The sequence below is a fragment of the Flavobacterium rhizosphaerae genome (assembly GCF_046000445.1).
GTDB lineage: Bacteria > Bacteroidota > Bacteroidia > Flavobacteriales > Flavobacteriaceae > Flavobacterium > Flavobacterium rhizosphaerae.
The window spans coordinates 44545-63257 of the sequence record NZ_JBELPZ010000001.1; the positions used below are offsets into that span (position 1 = coordinate 44545).

At 38.5% G+C, this 18713-nt stretch carries 14 protein-coding genes and 3 tRNA genes; 1 reads left to right on the top strand and 16 read right to left on the bottom strand.

From position 1 onward, the window contains the following. Positions 1–33: 33 nt before the first annotated feature. From tuf to ABS766_RS00245, 12 genes are all read right to left on the bottom strand, one after another. Complete coding sequence (gene tuf / locus ABS766_RS00190) at positions 34–1221, bottom strand: elongation factor Tu (protein ID WP_408083052.1); 1188 nt, start codon at positions 1219–1221, stop codon at positions 34–36. 58 nt (positions 1222–1279) lie between these two features. After that, positions 1280–1351 (bottom strand) — tRNA-Thr (locus ABS766_RS00195). Between the two features lie 62 nt (positions 1352–1413). Further along, positions 1414–1495 (bottom strand) — tRNA-Tyr (locus ABS766_RS00200). Positions 1496–1534: 39 nt separating this feature from the next. Continuing rightward, a tRNA-Thr gene (locus ABS766_RS00205) sits at positions 1535–1608 on the bottom strand. A gap of 92 nt (positions 1609–1700) precedes the next feature. After that, positions 1701–2003 (bottom strand): ribosome hibernation-promoting factor, HPF/YfiA family, encoded by a 303-nt coding sequence (gene hpf / locus ABS766_RS00210; RefSeq protein WP_408083053.1) that lies wholly within the window; start codon positions 2001–2003, stop codon positions 1701–1703. 26 nt (positions 2004–2029) lie between these two features. Then, positions 2030–2926 carry a tyrosine-type recombinase/integrase gene (locus ABS766_RS00215; RefSeq protein WP_408083054.1) on the bottom strand — a complete coding sequence of 299 codons (897 nt, stop codon included), beginning with the start codon at positions 2924–2926 and terminating at the stop codon, positions 2030–2032. Between the two features lie 67 nt (positions 2927–2993). Further along, entirely contained in the window at positions 2994–3188 is a 195-nt protein-coding gene (gene rpsU, locus ABS766_RS00220; RefSeq protein WP_408083055.1) for a 30S ribosomal protein S21, read from the bottom strand. Between the two features lie 70 nt (positions 3189–3258). Further along, positions 3259–4623 (bottom strand): alpha-amylase, encoded by a 1365-nt coding sequence (locus tag ABS766_RS00225; protein WP_408083056.1) that lies wholly within the window; start codon positions 4621–4623, stop codon positions 3259–3261. Positions 4624–4785: 162 nt separating this feature from the next. Beyond that, complete coding sequence (locus ABS766_RS00230) at positions 4786–5928, bottom strand: acyl-CoA dehydrogenase family protein (protein WP_408083057.1); 1143 nt, start codon at positions 5926–5928, stop codon at positions 4786–4788. A gap of 10 nt (positions 5929–5938) precedes the next feature. After that, the gene (locus tag ABS766_RS00235) at positions 5939–6832 is read right to left on the bottom strand and encodes a helix-hairpin-helix domain-containing protein (RefSeq protein ID WP_408083058.1); all 894 of its coding nucleotides are present in this window, start codon (positions 6830–6832) and stop codon (positions 5939–5941) included. Positions 6833–6838: 6 nt separating this feature from the next. Continuing rightward, positions 6839–7066, bottom strand: a complete 228-nt coding sequence (locus ABS766_RS00240; RefSeq protein WP_408083059.1) for a PspC domain-containing protein — start codon at positions 7064–7066, stop codon at positions 6839–6841. Positions 7067–7122: 56 nt separating this feature from the next. After that, positions 7123–8391, bottom strand: coding sequence for a DUF2851 family protein (locus tag ABS766_RS00245; protein ID WP_408083060.1), 1269 nt, complete (start codon positions 8389–8391; stop codon positions 7123–7125). Positions 8392–8701: 310 nt separating this feature from the next. Between ABS766_RS00245 and ABS766_RS00250 the strand changes: the two genes are divergently transcribed. Beyond that, entirely contained in the window at positions 8702–12619 is a 3918-nt protein-coding gene (locus ABS766_RS00250) for a T9SS type A sorting domain-containing protein (RefSeq protein WP_408083061.1), read from the top strand. 197 nt (positions 12620–12816) lie between these two features. Here the strand turns inward: ABS766_RS00250 and ABS766_RS00255 are convergent, their stop codons facing one another. From ABS766_RS00255 to ABS766_RS00270, 4 genes are all read right to left on the bottom strand, one after another. Continuing rightward, positions 12817–14178, bottom strand: a complete 1362-nt coding sequence (locus ABS766_RS00255; protein WP_408083062.1) for a pyridoxal-phosphate dependent enzyme — start codon at positions 14176–14178, stop codon at positions 12817–12819. An 81-nt stretch (positions 14179–14259) separates the two neighbouring features. Continuing rightward, on the bottom strand, positions 14260–16221 hold the full coding sequence (locus ABS766_RS00260; RefSeq protein ID WP_408083063.1) for a putative porin: 1962 nt from the start codon (positions 16219–16221) through the stop codon (positions 14260–14262). Positions 16222–16347: 126 nt separating this feature from the next. After that, positions 16348–17193 (bottom strand): hypothetical protein, encoded by an 846-nt coding sequence (locus ABS766_RS00265; protein WP_408083064.1) that lies wholly within the window; start codon positions 17191–17193, stop codon positions 16348–16350. 18 nt (positions 17194–17211) lie between these two features. Continuing rightward, entirely contained in the window at positions 17212–18702 is a 1491-nt protein-coding gene (locus ABS766_RS00270; RefSeq protein ID WP_408083065.1) for a RagB/SusD family nutrient uptake outer membrane protein, read from the bottom strand. Positions 18703–18713 lie beyond the last annotated feature (11 nt).

Consider the following 18713-nt stretch of genomic DNA (forward strand, 5'->3'; position numbering starts at 1 on the left):
GCATGCCCGGCTGGCTTTTTATCTTATAAAAAATTAGTCTAATATTTCAGTTACCTGACCAGCACCAACTGTACGGCCACCTTCGCGGATAGCGAAACGAAGACCAACGCTAAGTGCAATCGGGCTATGTAGTTCAACCTCAATAGTAAGGTTATCACCAGGCATAACCATCTCAACACCTGAAGGTAGAGAAATTGTACCAGTTACGTCAGTTGTACGAACATAGAACTGAGGACGGTAGTTGTTGTGGAATGGAGTGTGACGTCCACCTTCTTCTTTTTTAAGGATGTAAACCTCAGCTTTAAATTTAGCATGTGGTTTAACAGTACCTGGTTTACAGATAACCATACCACGACGGATATCAGCTTTATCTATACCACGTAGAAGAATACCTACGTTATCACCAGCTTCACCCCTATCAAGGATTTTACGGAACATCTCAACACCTGTAATAGTAGAGGTAAGCTTATCAGCACCCATACCAATAATTTCAACAGGATCTCCAGTGTTAGCAACACCAGTTTCTATACGGCCTGTAGCAACAGTACCACGACCAGTAATTGTAAATACGTCTTCTATCGGCATAAGGAATGGTTTCTCCCTGTCACGTACAGGCTCTTCAATCCACTCATCAACTGCATCCATAAGCTGCATTACAGTATCAACCCATTTTTGCTCACCGTTAAGAGCACCAAGAGCAGAACCCTGGATAACAGGACCATTATCACCATCATACTGATAGAAAGAAAGCAGGTCACGGATTTCCATCTCAACTAGCTCAAGAAGCTCAGCATCATCAACCATATCTACTTTATTCATAAAAACAACAATACGAGGCACACCTACCTGACGACCAAGAAGGATGTGTTCACGTGTTTGTGGCATAGGACCGTCTGTCGCAGCAACCACAAGTATAGCACCGTCCATCTGGGCAGCACCGGTAACCATGTTCTTCACATAATCCGCGTGACCAGGACAGTCAACGTGAGCATAGTGACGTTTTGCAGTAGCATACTCTACGTGAGAAGTATTAATAGTAATACCCCTTTCTTTTTCTTCAGGAGCATTATCAATTTGATCAAATGATCTTGCTTCAGAAAGACCTGCGTCAGCCAACACCTTAGTAATAGCTGCAGTAAGGGTAGTTTTTCCGTGGTCAACGTGTCCAATAGTACCAATATTCAAGTGGGGTTTGGAACGATCAAATGTTTCCTTTGCCATGATTTAATAATTTAATCTTAGTTATATAATTAGTGTTCAAAAATTTTTCAAAAACTTGAGCCAATGACGGGATTTGAACCCGTGACCTCTTCCTTACCAAGGAAGCACTCTACCCCTGAGCTACACCGGCTTTTGAATTCTCAGCCTCAAATTACCGATTTCAATAAACAAAACCTACAACTTGAAACCTTGTGGGGAGAGCAGGATTCGAACCTGCGAAGACATAGTCAGCAGATTTACAGTCTGCCCTCGTTGGCCGCTTGAGTATCTCCCCGCCTTAATTTCAGTATGTTACAAAAAAACGCTTCACTTGAGCCGATAGAGGGACTCGAACCCACGACCTGCTGATTACAAATCAGCTGCTCTAGCCAGCTGAGCTACACCGGCGTTTACAACAAAAAAGCCCGTTATTTCTAACGGACTGCAAATGTATAGATTTTATTCTTTAATCAAAACATTTTCCTGAAAATTTTTTCTTTCTAAGAACTTGCCCTGATTTTTTGCTTTCTTTTCATAAGTAAACGTTCCATTGAATCTGCCGCAAGCTCTACAGCTTGCTCAAATGTTTTGCACTGCTTTTTCACAATAAACTCATCGCCGGGTACATTGATTTTGATTTCTGCAATTTTATTTTCTTTATTACTGGTATTATCCAGTTTAAAAAAAACATCGGAGTAAACCACCCTGTCATAGTACTTTTCAAGCTTATCCAATCTGCCCTGAACATAGCCAACAAGTTTTCTGTCAACTGCAAAGTTGACTGCATGAACATTTACTTTCATAATAAAAATAATTTAGGTTGAACATTTCAGGAATTACCCTGGCTCCGCGGATGCGCCCCCTTATATACTGCCTGCAGTTCTGCAAGGCTACTATGTGTATAAACCTGGGTAGACGACAAACTTGCATGGCCCAGCAATTCCTTTACTGAATTTAAATCGGCTCCGTTATTTAAAAGATGTGTTGCAAAAGTATGCCGCAACACATGCGGACTCTTTTTCACCTTTACAGAGATAACACTAAAGTAACTATTTATTAACCTGTACACAAAGCTTTCGCTAAGTTTTTTTCCACCGTTGCCTAAAATTAACATATCAGCATCGTGTAGCTGTTGTAGCGCTGCCCTATACTGTAAGTATTTATCTATTAACAATATAGTGCAATCAAGCAAGGGCATAATACGTTCTTTATTACGTTTACCTAAAACTTTAAGGGTTTTACCCTGGTAACCTGACATTTTTAAATTAATAAGTTCGGCACGGCGCATGCCTGTAGTATAAAAAAGTTCTATAATAAGCCTGTTGCGTACGCCTTCAAAATCATCCGGAAAAGAATTATAGTCAATTACATCGCGTAATTCTTTTTCACTAAAAGGCACCTGCACCTTTTTTTCTGTTTTAAGCGCCTTATGTTTTTGCAGTGGATTTACTTCAATTTGCCTGACCTTTAGCAAAAAACGGTAAAAGGATTTAAGCGAAGATACTTTACGGTTAACCGACCTGTTAGAAAGCCCTGTTTCTACAAGGTGCACAATCCAGCTACGCACCTGGCTGTAATTTACCTCTAAAAGTTCAGCCCCTTCATCACGCTCTTTGATAAACCTTTCAAAGGCAGCCACATCATCAGTATAAGCACGCAGGGTTAAAAGGGAATAGTTTTTCTCTTTCAACATATAGTCGCTGTATGATTGTTTAGTATCAGGCATAAAAAAACCATTAGCAGCAAAGTTATACTTTTACTGCTAACGGTTCAATATGATTTACTGAAATATATTAGTTTTCAGCAGCGTCTCTTAATCCTTGGATATAAGCCGCTTTCTGTATCTCAGTCCTTCTGACTACTGATGGTTTTGTAAATTGTTGACGTGCCCTAAGCTGACGTACCGTCCCGGTCCTGTCAAATTTACGTTTGTAACGTTTTAGCGCCCTATCAATATTTTCTCCGTCTTTAATTGGTATAATTAACATAGTCTAACACCTCCTTTCGTTTGGGGTGCAAACATAGATATATTTTTTAAACCCTGCAAACAATAACTTATTATTTTACAGACCATACTGTATAGCCGTGTGGTGGCGCTTCAACCTTAACCCAGGTATCGTTTTGAGTGGTTGGCTCCCACCCGCTACTGCCGGTATAATCTTTTATTACCGTGTTGGCCCAGTTGGTATCCACCCAGCGTTCCTGCCAGGTGTTACTATTATTTATATACACTATAAGGCCCGGGCTGCCGTTTCGGCGTGCCACATACTCATCAGCATCGGCATAAAGGTAAGTGGTACTGCCACTTGCCAGGGTGTTATGCACCCATATCAGGTTGTTGAGTTTATTTTTATCCAGCCATTCCTCATAATCCCTGTAAAATATGCAAGGATAACCTTCATGGGTAAGTATAAAAGCATACGCCAGTAATTTGTTATTATAAATTTCGTCAGTATCATGATTGGCTACAAAGGTAACTGCCCTGTAAGCATTGCGCTTTAACAACATATCTCCGTTAAGCTGTGTAAGATCGTTATTAGCAAGGGCATCGCGCATTTTATAATAGCAGGCAAAATCAAACGCGCTTGCTTCTGCACCATTTGCCCAACTTTCAAGCGTAGCAGCGTTTCCATCCCAATACTCCCCAACTGTAAAACCGCCTACGGCATTTTTAAAATTTTTTACCACCCATGGATCAAAGCCTTTAACCATATCAAAGCGCCAACCATCAAAACCCATAGTGTTTTTATAGTATTTAGCAATGGAATTACTGTTGTTATACAGCCAGTTTTGCACATATAATTTATCATGGCACATATCCGGGTATCCTCCAAAAGTACCGGCATCATTACTATGGTAGTCGTTTGGATGAAAATCATAATAAGAGCGGTTAAATAAACCCGAAGCCGGCTGGAAGTTAGTATAGGTATTACCTCCCGTAAACGGGTTATATTCTGAAGCCCCGCCACTACAATGGTTTATCACAATATCGGCAATAACACTAAGGTCATTACTATGCGCTGTAGCAATAAGGCTCTGCAACTCTGTTTTAGAGCCAAAACGGGTTTCGGTATTACCCATTTGATTATAATTACCAAAATCAAAATAATCAAAAGGGTCATATCCCATAGAGTAGCCCCCGCTGGAGCCTTTTGTTGCCGGGGGCAACCATATTGCATCTATACCGGCAGATGCCCAAGAGGGTGCTTTGCCTTTAATGGTATTCCACCAGGTGCCGCCACCGGGGCAATCCCAATAAAAAGCCTGCATCATTACTTTGCCCCCTGCCGAACGCGTAGCGTTATATGGGCCGCTTTGTGCCGGCACCTGTTGTTGCGGTTGTGTTTCATCCTGAATTTCTGCATCGGTGGTACAGCTGCAAAACCCAAGACTTAAAACTACTGAGTAAAATAAGTATTTCATAATTAAAAGGTTTGATTTTTATCTAATTTATAAAATACTATATCAAAAATTTTACATTCAATAACCAAAACAACTACTACATCGTTATAGTGTTAATAAATAATCAAAAAAAAACCTTACATGTTACTGTAAGGCTTAAAAGTTGTATTTACTATTTAAATATTAGTCCTTCAATAGATTACGTGATATTACCACTTTCTGAATTTCTGTAGTACCTTCTCCTATAGTACACAGTTTTGCATCACGGTAAAACTTCTCTACTGGGTAATCTTTTATATACCCATACCCTCCATGAATTTGTACCGCCTCATTAGCAATACGCACACAGGCTTCGCTGGCATACATTTTTGCCATAGCCCCTATTGTAGTTACAGGTTTATTATTGTTTTTTAACCAGGCTGCCTTGCGCAGCAAGAGCTCACTGGCTTCTATTTCTGTAGCCATATCGGCAAGTTTAAAGCTTATACCCTGAAAACTGCTTATAGCTTTCCCAAACTGATGACGCTCTTTACTATATTTTAGCGCCGCCTCATAAGCACCTTTAGCAATACCCAGAGATAATGCCCCTATACTAATGCGTCCCCCATCTAATACCTTCATAGCCTGTATAAATCCTTCTCCAACCTCTCCAAGTCGGTTGGCATCGGGTATGCGGCAATCTGTAAATATAAGCTCGGCCGTTTCACTGGCGCGCATACCCAGCTTGTCTTCTTTTTTTCCACTGGCAAAGCCGGGTGTACCTTTTTCTACAACAAAAGCAGTCATGCCCCGCGAATCTCCCTTATCTCCGGTACGCACAATTACTACGGCAATATTGCCGGATATAGCATGTGTAATAAAGTTTTTAGCCCCTTTTAATATCCAGTGGTCACCATCTTTTACAGCGGTTGTATTCATACCTCCAGCATCACTACCGGTATTATGTTCAGTAAGACCCCAAGCACCAATATATCTTGCGGATGCAAGTTCCGGCAGCCAGCGTGATTTTTGTTCTTCATTACCAAACATAAGAATATGGTTAGTGCAAAGCGAATTATGCGCGGCAACAGATAACCCTATAGAAGGGTCTACTTTAGATATTTCTTCAATTACATTGATATATTCATTATAATCCATACCCGATCCACCATAGGCTTCGGGCACTAAAACACCCATAAAACCCATTTCTCCGAGTTTTTTAAATAAATCTACCGGAAAATGCTGCTTTTCATCCCACTCGTTTATATGTGGGCGTATATACTGTTCTGCAAAGTCTTTAACTGAAGCCGCTACAATGTTATCGGCCTCCATATATTCAAAATCCATACTTATAATTTTAATATTCCAAATATAAGCGAATTATTTTTGATTTTTTATCATTAAAAATGTTTATTTCTGATAATTCATCAAAATCAGTGATTTTACCATCCAGACGGCGCTTTAGTATAACCTCAACAGCAGCTTCATTAAAATACGGAAAATTGCTTAATTGTTCCGCCGTTGCCGTGTTGATATTGAGTCTTTTTATATCAGGCCTGCCTTTTATGGCAAAACGTTCTTTAAGGCCTTTAACAGCATTATCAGAAAATTTAAACTCTTCCAACTGCTCCATGCTTACATAAGCACCAAGCTGTGCCCTTCGGCGCAGTATTTTTTTTGCAGAAACGGGCCCGATGCCATTAACATATACCAGGTCTTCTTCTACAGCCTCATTAATATCTATAGGCAGTGTAACCAGTTTTTCGTAAGCCGCGCGGGCTTCTTCCGCCCTGTGTTTATATTCAACCCAATCAGGAAATTTAAAAAACGGTGATATTTTAGTTAACAGTGTATCATGCACACCGGTAACCCTCTTAAAATCTTCCGCAGATTCTATAAATTTGCCTTCATCCCTGTAAACCTGTAATTTTGCAAATTCTTCTGAAGAAAGCCCCAGTACATAAGCTTTATAATCGGTAATATAATTTGGGTTGAATGGATAAACAACAGCTTTATTTGTCGTATACGCTACAGTATCTTCTACAATACCAACAACCGCTTGTTGTTTAAGTGAATCTATAATTGCCTGTAAAGACAGCCATTCTTCGGCTTGAACTGAAACAGGATTTACAATAGTATTTCGTGAAATAACATAATATCCCGCCTGAAAAATAATAATTATAGAAAACAGCGCTAAAATACCTTTTTGCTGGCCTTTTGTAAAACGGTAAAAAAACCGGAATGCTTTCATACGCTGCTAAAGGTCAAATACAGAACTGCGCTTGGTATATATCATATCTTTGAGTTTCAGCCAAAATGCTAAAGTCAGGTATACCCCAAACCATAGCCCTGCCGTAACAAAACTAATGTAAATAAAAAACAAACGTACATTTGTGGCCCGCATACCAAGCCTGTCTGCAAGGCGTTGCGCCACCTCAAAGCCATTACGCTCAAAAAAATGCCTTATTTTGGTAATAAAAGACATATAAAACTAGTTTTATTATTATAGAATAATGAAAACCAAAGGTAAAAATAATATACTTAATTCTTAATAATTTCTAGGCCAAAAGCACATTTCATACATTGTTTGTTATCGCAGTATTCTTTTTTAAGCTGCAGTAGTGCCTGGCTGTCATAAGCAGAATTAACCTGCATATTAAAATATCTAAACTTATCTATAACAGTGTTTTTTTCCGGCGCAAGGGCCTGCATAAGCCCTAAAAGTTCTTCGTGATTTTGTTTGCCCCTATTCTTGGCGTAAGCAAATTTAAAAGGCACAATAGTATTTATAATCAGTAAATTGATAAAAGATACCGAAAGCGGCTTACGCTTTGGCGGGCTAACCTTATCAAAGCGGTAATGGTTTATCCAATAGGGCGACACCTGTGTTTTAAAAACATCATATATTTGATCCGGGGTTTGTGCTGCTATTATTTTTGAAAATAAGTTTTGCACGGTATTGTATAACATAGCAAGTTGCGAAAGCCTTATGCTTGGGAAATTATCCGGGCGGTGCCTGAAAAATTCAACCGGAACAGGATGATACACATCAAAGGTATATTTATGCTTTAGGTAAGCATAATGTGCCTGTAGGGCTTTAGGATAGTTCTCCTCAAAATCCCCATCCAATAAACCAGCCCTGCCAAAGAGTAAAGCTTCAATATGTTCCGGGTTATGGCTTTCTTTACGTATTATAGAAAACGGAACTGATTTAGCCAACGCAAAAAATGCCTCTCCGTTGCTATTAAGCCCAAAATTGCGCGCCAAAAAACAAAACAACACCGCCTCCCAATCATTATTTGTGGCATCTGCCAATTCTAAAACAGGTTTTGCCTTACGCTCAAGGCGTTCAAAAAATAAACGCTCTTTCCAGTTATCAACCACAAAAGAATTGAGGCTATTCAACTCTTTCTCACAATATATCCATGATTTTGAAGCTGCAAGTTTGCTATAGCTTTCAAGTAGTTTTGTATCAACATACTTCTTTAACTCCAGCACGGGTAGTTCAGAGTTATTACTGCGCAGCACTTCTACATCATGCTCCCATACCACATGGAGTATTACACTATCATAATTTTTGTCGGTTTCATGGTGATGTACATACCAGTCAGACGAATTAATGTGTATCTCTACGTTTCCGGCCCATTTTTGGCCGCCAATACTAATTTGAGCATTAAAAAAATCCGGGCCTTGTTGCTGCAGGTATTGCCCAACTGTAATAATCTCTACTAAATCCCCCTGCACGGTTTTCAGTTCTTTTACAGCAAACTTTTTAAATTGCCATATATAATGAAGTAAATCTTCTTTCATAAGAAATTTTGAGAAACAAAAATAATAAACCTTACAGCTTTATCCTGTTAAAAAATATTATCTGCCCTAATTGCATTGAGATGCATTAATCAATATATAACTTTTATATTTTTAACTAATAGTTTAACATTAAATTTTTTATATATACTTTTTTTACACAAAAAACCATATAAATAATTTGTTTTTTAATATAAAAAAAGATCATTTAACATCACAAAATATAAATAATATAACATTACACACCACACTTGTTATGAACTTAACATTTGTATAATTACATTTACGTGTAATATTATCTAATTATTATCTTATGATGAACAATACTTTATTTATTGGTGACAATTATTTGAAAGCATCATTACGATGTTTCCAAGCATTGTTTTTTATATTGTCACTAAGTGTTTGTGCAGATTCTTATGCGCAGGCACCAGCAAATGATGATTGTAGTGGTGCAATACCCATTACAGTAAACAGCAACCTTACATGTACTTCTGTAACATCTGGTACCACTGTTAATGCAACCGAATCTATGGCTGCAGCACCATGTTCTGGAACACCAAATGATGATGTATGGTTTAGCTTTGTAGCACAAAGTACTACCCAGCAAATAACTATTTCTAATGTTGTTGCTGTACAAGGAACAAGCACTGATATGTATTTTCAAGTGCTTGACGGTACTTGTGGCAGTACTACCAGCCTTTTATGTTCAGACCCTAACTCTAATCTTGCATCAGGTTTAACAGTTGGCAATACATATTTATTACGTGTATATAGCTACTATACCTCTTCAAGACAAACCTTTGATGTTTGTATAGGTAGTTTGCCTGCTGCACCGGCAAATGACAACTGCGCTAATGCAATTGCGCTTACTGTTAACCCTGACACTTCTTGTGCTAATGTAACAGCAGGGACAACAGCAGGCGCTTCCCAGTCAATGGAAGCTGCACCATGTAATGGAACACCTGATGACGACGTGTGGTTTTCTTTCGTAGCAACTGCAGTAGCCCACACTATTACAATTTCTGATATTACTGCAGTGGCAGGCACAAGTACCGATATGTACTTCCAGGTACTAAGCGGCACGTGTGGTAATACAGTAAGCAAAGCATGTTCAGACCCTAACTCACTATCTGTAGGAGGCCTTACTATTGGCGAAGCGTATTTTGTAAGGGTTTACAGCTACGGTTCTTCATCTGTAAATAATTTTAATATCTGTGTTAGTACACCGCCTGCAGGTCCTGCAAACGATGAGTGTGCTGCTGCCGTAGCACTTACCGTAAATAATGACTTAAGCTGTACTAATGTTACAGCTGGCACTACATTAAATGCAAGTTACACTATGGCTCCGGCTCCATGCTACGGAAATCCTAATGATGATGTATGGTACTCTTTTGTGGCAACAAGCACAGTACATAACGTTACGCTTTCTGATATTACTGCAGTTGCAGGAACAAGTACGGATATGTATTTTCAGGTATTAAGCGGAAGCTGTGGCAATACCAACAGCCTCCTGTGTTCAGACCCTAACACTAATAATGTTGGAGGGCTAACAATAGGTGAAACGTATTTGGTAAGGGTTTATAGTTATGGTACTACATCCAGCCAGACTTTTAATATTTGTATAGGTACGCCACCGCCACCACCAGCAAATGATGAGTGTAGCGGTGCTGTAGCACTTACTGTAAACAGCGACTTGAGCTGTACCAATATTACATCAGGCACTACACAATATGCCTCGCAATCTATGGCAGCAGACCCATGTTATGGAACACCTAATGACGATGTATGGTACTCTTTTGTGGCTACTGCGACCTCGCATCAAATAAAGCTTTCTAATGTTACCGCTGTATCAGGCTCAGGTACCGATATGTATTTTCAGGTATTAAGCGGAAGCTGCGGTGCTACAACCAGCCTGCTTTGTTCTGATCCTAATATTAATACTGCTCAGGGACTAACAGTTGGGGAAACTTATCTTATACGGGTTTACAGCTATGGTAGTACATCAAGTCAGACTTTTGATATTTGTGTAGGTAGTTTTCCTCCTCCGCCAGCAAATGATGATTGTTCTGGTGCAATTGCACTTACAGTTAACCCAGACCTTACTTGCACTAATAGTACACAGGCTACTACTGCCGGTGCTACGCAGTCTATGGCAGCAGACCCATGTTATGGTACTCCTGATGATGATGTATGGTTCTCTTTTGTAGCCACTAATAATGCGCATACTATTACAATTTCTGATGTTGCTGCAGTAATAGGCTCTAGTACCGATATGTATTTTCAGGTATTAAGCGGAAGCTGTGGCACAACAACCAGCTTGCTTTGTTCTGACCCGAACAGTGCAATTGCGAGTGGACTCACGACGGGAAACACTTATTATGTAAGGGTTTATAGTTATGGAGCTACCTCAATGGATACTTTTACTATCTGCGTAGGTACGCCACCGCCACCGCCTGTAAATGATGATTGTACAGGTGCCATTGCTATTACTGTGAATGATGATTTAGAATGTACAAACACTATTGCAGGAACTACACTATCAGCTACTGAATCTATGGAAGCTGATCCTTGTTCTGGAAACCCTGATGATGATGTGTGGTTCTCTTTTGTTGCCGGTGCAACATCACACCTAATAACCTTATCAGATGTTGAGGCTATGATTGGCACAAGCACTGATATGTATTTTCAGGTATTAAGCGGAAGCTGTGGTAATTTCAGCAGCCTGCTTTGTTCTGATGCCGACAGCAATACCGTAAACGGACTTACTATTGGAGAAACATATTACTTAAGGGTATATAGCTACGGCAGTTCTTCAAACCAAAACTTTACTATTTGCATAGGTACATTCCCGCCGCCGCCGGCAAATGATGAGTGTGCAAATGCTATAGCACTTACAGTAGGCCTTGATTTTGAAAGTGCCGCAGTAGCTACTACAAACGCTGGCGCTTCGCACAATGATGACGATGAAACACCATCTTGTGATGCATATAACTTTGATACAAACGGTAAAGATATCTGGTTTACGGTTGTGGTGCCACCAACAGGTGAACTAACACTGGAAACAAGAAGCAATGGAGATGAAGATATAGAAGATACCGGGCTTGCAGCATATACCGGCACTTGTGGTGATTTAACATCACTAGAATGTGATGCTGATGACGGCGAAGGCAACTTCTCACTATTAGAGCTTTCTGATCTTGATCCTGGTTCTGTAATTTACGTAAGGACCTGGGGCTATAACGGTGTTTTTGGCGCATTTGATATTGCAGCATATGCTGAACCTTGTGATGTGGAAGCCCCTGATGGAGAAATGACTCAGGACTTGCTTCTTGGTGAAACGCTTGCCGACCTTGAAGTTGATGGCGATAATCTTACATGGTATTCTGATGCGGAACTAACAAATGAAATACCTGATACTACAACAGCAGTTGACGGCGCTACTTATTATGTAACACAAACTGAAGTTGCCTGCGAAAGCGACGCCCTTGCTGTTACAGTAACTGTGACTGACCCTTGTGCAGGAGTTACAGCACCTACAGGTGATACTGAACAGGAATTAAGTTTAGGCCAGACACTTGCTGACCTTGAGGTTGAAGGCGATAACCTGACATGGTATACTGATGCAGAATTGACTACTGAAGTTGATGCTACTACCGTGGCAGTTGACGGTGCTACTTATTATGTAACACAAACTGTAGCCACATGTATAAGTGAAGCTTTAGCCATAACGGTAACTGTAACTGATCCTTGTGCAGGAATTACAGTTCCTGTAGGAGATACTGAACAAGACTTTACAGCAGGCCAGACATTAGCAGACCTTGATGTAACAGGTGATAACTTAATGTGGTATACTGATGCTGAATTGACGAATGCTTTACCTGAGACCACTGTACTTGTTGACGGAACTACCTACTATGTTACACAAACTGTAGGAGAGTGTGCCAGCGAAGCTTTGGCAGTAACGGCTAATCTTGTATTAAACAGAGATGATTTTGCAGCAGATAAGTTTAGGTATTATCCAAACCCGGTTATTAGTACACTTACTATATCAGGCCAAAATCAAATAGAAGATGTTTCTGTATTCAATATGCTTGGGCAGGAAGTTTATAGCAATAGCTTTAACGCTGATGAAGTTGAATTAGATTTATCCCAGCTTTCTGAAGGAAATTACATGGTAAGGATTAAAACAGCAAATGCTGTTAAAACGATAAAAATTATAAAGAATTAATTTTTACTAATACTATTTTAACTAAAAATGGCTGCCTCTCGGCAGCCATTTTATTTATAAGCTAAAAAACTATAGCAATAAACAATTATAGCATCAACCATACAGGCACAATGCAGATGTACTTATATGCCTTCAAAAATCTATAGCGTAAAGGCTTTTATCATAAAAAAAGAGCCTTACGGCCCTTTTAATATTTTTTATTTCATTGAACTTATAATATCATGTTTGGTAATAATATGGTATTTATCCTCACTCAGGTGTACCAATACCGCCTGGTTATCTTTACTGAACAATTTTGATATTTCATCTACAGAAGTACCAGCCTTAACTATAGGATATGGCTTACCCATAACTTCTTTCACAGGTTTATCAGCTATATTTTTATCGGCAATAAAACTCCTGAAAAGATCTGTTTCATCTAGCGAGCCTACAATGCCTGTAGTATCTACCACAGGTATTTGTGATATTTTATACTTACGTAAACGATCTATGGCATGGCTTACCAATTCTTCAGTTCGTACTACTACAAGAGGTTTATCTACATGATCCTTAATCAGGTCTTCGGCCTTAGTAATAGTGTCGTCCAGATAACCACGCTCACGCATCCAGTCATCATTAAACATTTTACCTACATAACGGCTACCACTATCATGAAACAGCACTACCACTACATCATCAGGCTTAAAATGCTCTTTTAGCTGCAACACGCCTTTTATAGCTGCCCCGGCAGAATTACCAACAAAAATCCCTTCTTCCACGGCAAGTTTTCGGGTATATACCGCAGCATCTTTATCTGTTACTTTAGTAAAACCGTCAATAAGCGAAAAATTTACATTTTTTGGAAGTATATCTTCCCCAATCCCTTCGGTAACATAAGAGTAGATTTCATTTTCATCAAAAATGCCTGTTTCATGGTATTTTTTGAAAACCGAACCATACGTGTCAATTCCCCATATCTTAATATCAGGGTTCTTCTCTTTCAGATACTTTGCTACCCCAGATATAGTTCCGCCGGTACCAACACCTACAACAAAGTGGGTTATTTTGCCTTCAGTTTGTTCCCATATCTCGGGTCCGGTCTGCTCATAATGTGCAGCCGTATTGCTCAGGTTATCGTATTGGTTTACATACCAGCTGTTAGGTATTTCCTCAGCCATGCGCTTTGACACCGAATAATAAGACCTCGGATCATCTGGCTCTACATCGGTCGGACAAACCACAACTTTGGCCCCCACAGCCCTAAGGATGTCCATTTTCTCTTTAGATTGCTTGTCAGACATCACACATACCAGCTTATATCCTTTTACTATAGCTGCGAGGGCAAGCCCCATACCCGTGTTTCCCGATGTGCCTTCTATAATAGTACCTCCGGGCTTAAGCCGCCCGTCGGCTTCAGCATCCTCTACCATTTTTACCGCCATACGGTCTTTAACAGAATTGCCTGGATTAAATGTTTCCACCTTAGCCAATACAAGCGCATCAATGCCGGTAGCAAGTTTGTTTATTTTAACCAAAGGCGTATTGCCAATGGTTTGCAATATATTTTGTGCGTATTTCATATCAATATAATCCGGTTACGGGTATTAAAAATAACTCTTGCAAAGATACTTTTATAGTATTTAAATAAAAAATCCTTGGTATTAAGAAAAGAAATCCCATATAACGCCAAAGCGTACTGTAAAATCCCGGTAAGGATAATTTGGCGCAGAATAATAATTATATCCTGTAAAACTTGAATTAAAATGCTCTGCCTTAAAAAAAAGTCTGAATTCTTGAATTTTCAGGTTGATAAAGAAATCCATTAGTGGAAAACCTCCGATTTTAGTTTCATCCTGAGAATAAAACTCGCCTAATACAGGGCTGTAGCCATTTGCATAATATTTTGTAAAGTATTGAAATGTAACACCCGTTTGTATCAGCAGAGCTTTTTTAAACCACCTGTCAGTATAGTATACGGTATTTCGGGTAAGGAAAGAAGGTACATTAAGCACATTACCTGATTGCTGCACATTTTGGTAAAGCACCGTATTATCTAAGCCAAATTTACCAAACCTGAATTCTTTATTCGCTTTAACTGAAAAATAATTAATAGTATTACCATCCTGTTGTGGTGTAACAAAAAGTTGCTCAATATCGGTAGGTCTTTCAGGAGCTACAATTGAATCTTTAAAATACAGATAATCGTTCATTACCTGGTATGAAGCAGAAGCATTGAGCCATTTTGTTTTAAATTCAAATTCAAAACGGTTTATCTTCTCGTTTTTTAACCCGTCATTATACCAGTTATAATTTTTATAATCACTTTGATATAATACAAAATTATTGTTGGGTAGTTTATTTATCCTATTAAACCTGCCCGACACAGAAGTGCTGTCATTAAAAGTATAGAGTGCTTTTATATCTATGTTTGCTAAAGACTGATTTGTGATAGAATTACTCAATAAAGCTGTACCATTCCACTTTCCTTTTTTATAAGTATATTTTGCCCCGTACGTATCTATCCTATCACTCAATGAATTTGGAATAGCAATAGTATTATCCTGCCCAAGAATTACGGTATGGTAATAATAATTATAATTATAATCTTCAACATAAAACTCTAACAACCCCAGTTTTTCATGATTGTATGCAGCGCCTAGCAAGTTATACATACGGTTATAACGGGTTTTATTGTTTATAGAAGATTCATAAAATTCACCAAAACGTAATGATGGTGTGGGTTGCTCAAACTCGAAAAATTTATTTTCATAGTTAAACTGGTGATGCAAAACAATACTGTTTGGATTTGACTTGCTAAGCCTGAAAGTATGGTCAAAAAAATAGCGGTTACCTAAAAGCTTAGATTTAGCATTAGTTAAATATACGGGAAGTCTTTCGCGTTGGCTATAAGGCTCTTCACTTTCTTCAAAAAGAGAAATATCTGTAATACCACCATTTTCCTGGTTAGAAAAATCCTGTCCTGTAAAATGCAATTTTAAGAAATAGCGCTTATCAGTAGTATTATAACTTAACCCAATTCTAAAAACACCGTTACTTGAAATTGAATTAACGTATTTACCTATTGATCGTATGGCTTTATAACCTATAAACAAATTGAGGTTTCTAGAGGTATTTACCGAAAATAAAGCGTCCATAATCTGCCCCTGTTCCAGCACCGATTTATAAAAAAGGTCTGTAAATGGAGTAGCTACTTCAAAATAAGGTACCTCTTTAGCTTCAAGATAAGCAAAATGTTTAGCCCTAAAACCAAACTCAGGAAATGGATTATGTTCCACTAATCCATAATCTAATATATTGTAAGTTTGTCCCTCATTAGGAAAAGCTAGTAAACCAAAATTATCTTTTCTTAAATAATTTGCAGCATATTCTTTTTGTATGATTAGAGCGGTATCAACATAAGTAGTATCCCGCTCAAGGGAAATTATCTTATACATATCTAAAGTAGCAACGCTATCGGTTGCTACAGTAGCAGTTTGGCGCCCTGCCCGTTGTAGGGTATCATTCAGGGCATTACTCCTAATAGTATTTCCCTTTAATTTTTTATTTTGGGAAAATACTGCCAAAGGCAGCAGGAGTAATAACAACAAGTATTTCTTTAGCATCCTGAATTTTTATTTGGCAAAGGTACTTATTTTTCATAACTCAAAATAACACGATAAAGTATAAAAAAGGGGCTTTTTTACAAAAGCCCCTTTTAAAAATTATATGTTAAACTATTAACGAATTAATTATAGTAAACCATCAGGCCAGTCTTCACCACCAGCCCTTGTTACTTCAACAGTACCTTGGTCACCATAGTTATTAGTCCATACAAATGTCAATACAGGCCCATCAACGCTTATAAAGTTATATGTATAAGTTAAGCCATATTGGTCTTTAGCAGTACCTGCAAGAGCAAGGCCGCTACATGTCCACTGTATAGCAGCAGTACCATCAGTAGCAGGAGCATCATCCCATACAAAATCGTAATGACCCCAAGACAAATCAGAAATAGAATAAACTCCTGTAGATGTTTCTGTCCATGCCAATTGTCCTTCAATAGTACCTTCAACAGGTGTACCTGAACCAGTACCACCACCTGCACCTTTAAACATATTATATTGTACATAATCATGTACCCCTGCAAGGCTTTCCGTACCACAATATTTAAATACTGTTAATGTATGAAAGTTTTTATCATCTAAAATAGGATAAGAAGCTTCATCAACAGTCAGAATCATATCAAAATCCTGTCCTTCAGAAAATTGATCTACATTAAAAGTAATTGGTATTTCACCAACAAAAGATCCTGCAGGTATAGTTACAGTTGAGGGGATACTATATTGAGAAGGAGTAATAGTAGAAGTAGGATCAACGCTAATAGCAATTGTCCTGTCCTGATTACTTTTAGTTGTTACACCAAATTCAACATACACTACATTTTGTTCCTCATTAATAGGAGCATCAGATTCGCTATCAGCAAACATATACATCTCTGGCGCGTCACCAGAAAGTGTCAACTCATCCCTGTCACAAGCAGTAATAGCAGAGCCAATAAAAGCTATCAGGGCAAATTTTAAAAATATATTCTTCATAGATTCGTTTTTTTATTATTAATAACCCGGATTTTGCTGATCGGCGATAACATTGTTACCATTTATTTCAGCTTGTGGGATAGGCAATGTAAACCTGTAATCAGTTACAGAAAGTGTACATGCACCATAAGGTTCGCAATCTCTCTCATAACGGTCTACACTAGATACACCTGCAAGAGTACCTAAACGGTGAAGATCTATATAACGGAAGCCTTCAAAAGCAAGTTCAAGCCTTCTTTCTTTAAGCACAGCTGCAAAACCATCTTGTTGAGTAGTGAATGCACTAAGTGCTGAACCTGAACTAATTCTTCTGCTTCTTAAGAAATTAAGGGTTGTAAGAGCGCCATCAAGATCTCCAAGACCAACTTGGGCTTCCGCTTTAATCAAATGAATTTCAGCAGTTCTCATTACAGGTACCCTGTTATTAAGAGGAAGCTGTGCAACACCAGGATATTTACCAGGAAGTAATATATCCTGCCCTCTGTAATCAAAAACAGTAGAGTAATTGGGCGAAATAACACTTCCATCCAACACCACAACACCACGGCGAACGTCATTATTTGGATAAGCATTATAAAGAGATCTGCTCACTTCCATATAAGCACCTCCACTAATAGAAACTTCGTTGAAATACCAGTTAGAAGCAATACCTGGTTTACCACTCGGCCTTTCAAGACCAAAAATTATTTCAGAACTACTACTATTATCCCAAATACTAGGATAAGAATTAGCAGAAGCCAAACCTTGAGAGGTAGCAGGATATTGATTAATAACCTCATCAGCATATGTTAACGCTTCGGCATATTTAGCACGGTAAAGTGCTAAACGAGCCCTTAATCCTGTAACTAGCTGTTGAGTAACAAGAGCAGAGCTATTAGCTTGCAGATTATCTTCAGCAAAATCTAAATCTTCATTAATAAACGCATAAATTAATCCATTTTCTACCCTTGGCAACATTTCCTTATTAGGAAGATCACTAGGAACATGGTCTAACAACATAACACCAAGAGCATTATCATCAGTCATATCAGTAGAAAAATAAGCTTCCAACTGAATAAAGCCTAATGCCCTAAGGGTACGTACTTCAGCTAAGATTCTATTTTTCTCTATAGTATCATCTTCAAAACTTGCAGATTCAGGATCAAGCACAACATTATCTGAAAGTTGTATGATACGATTTGCAGAAACAATCAGGTTATAATTATTTAACCAGATAGCCCTTACATAGCTGTTTGTTGCTAAAAGGTTAAACCTGTATTCTGGCAACGATTGCCCACCATTATCAATACCGATAGCTGTTTCATCAGTAAAATAACTGGTAAAAGCTATTTCATCATCCGGATACACCTGGTCATAAAGTGAAATCAATGCAGAATTCATATCATTCACATTCTGGATAGCATCTATCGGGTAAAGCTCACCAGGCTGCACGATTTCATACGCATCTGAACAGGAATTAAAAATCCCCGCAAACAATAGTAAGGCAAATAAAACTTTTATATTTTTCATATTATTTTTTT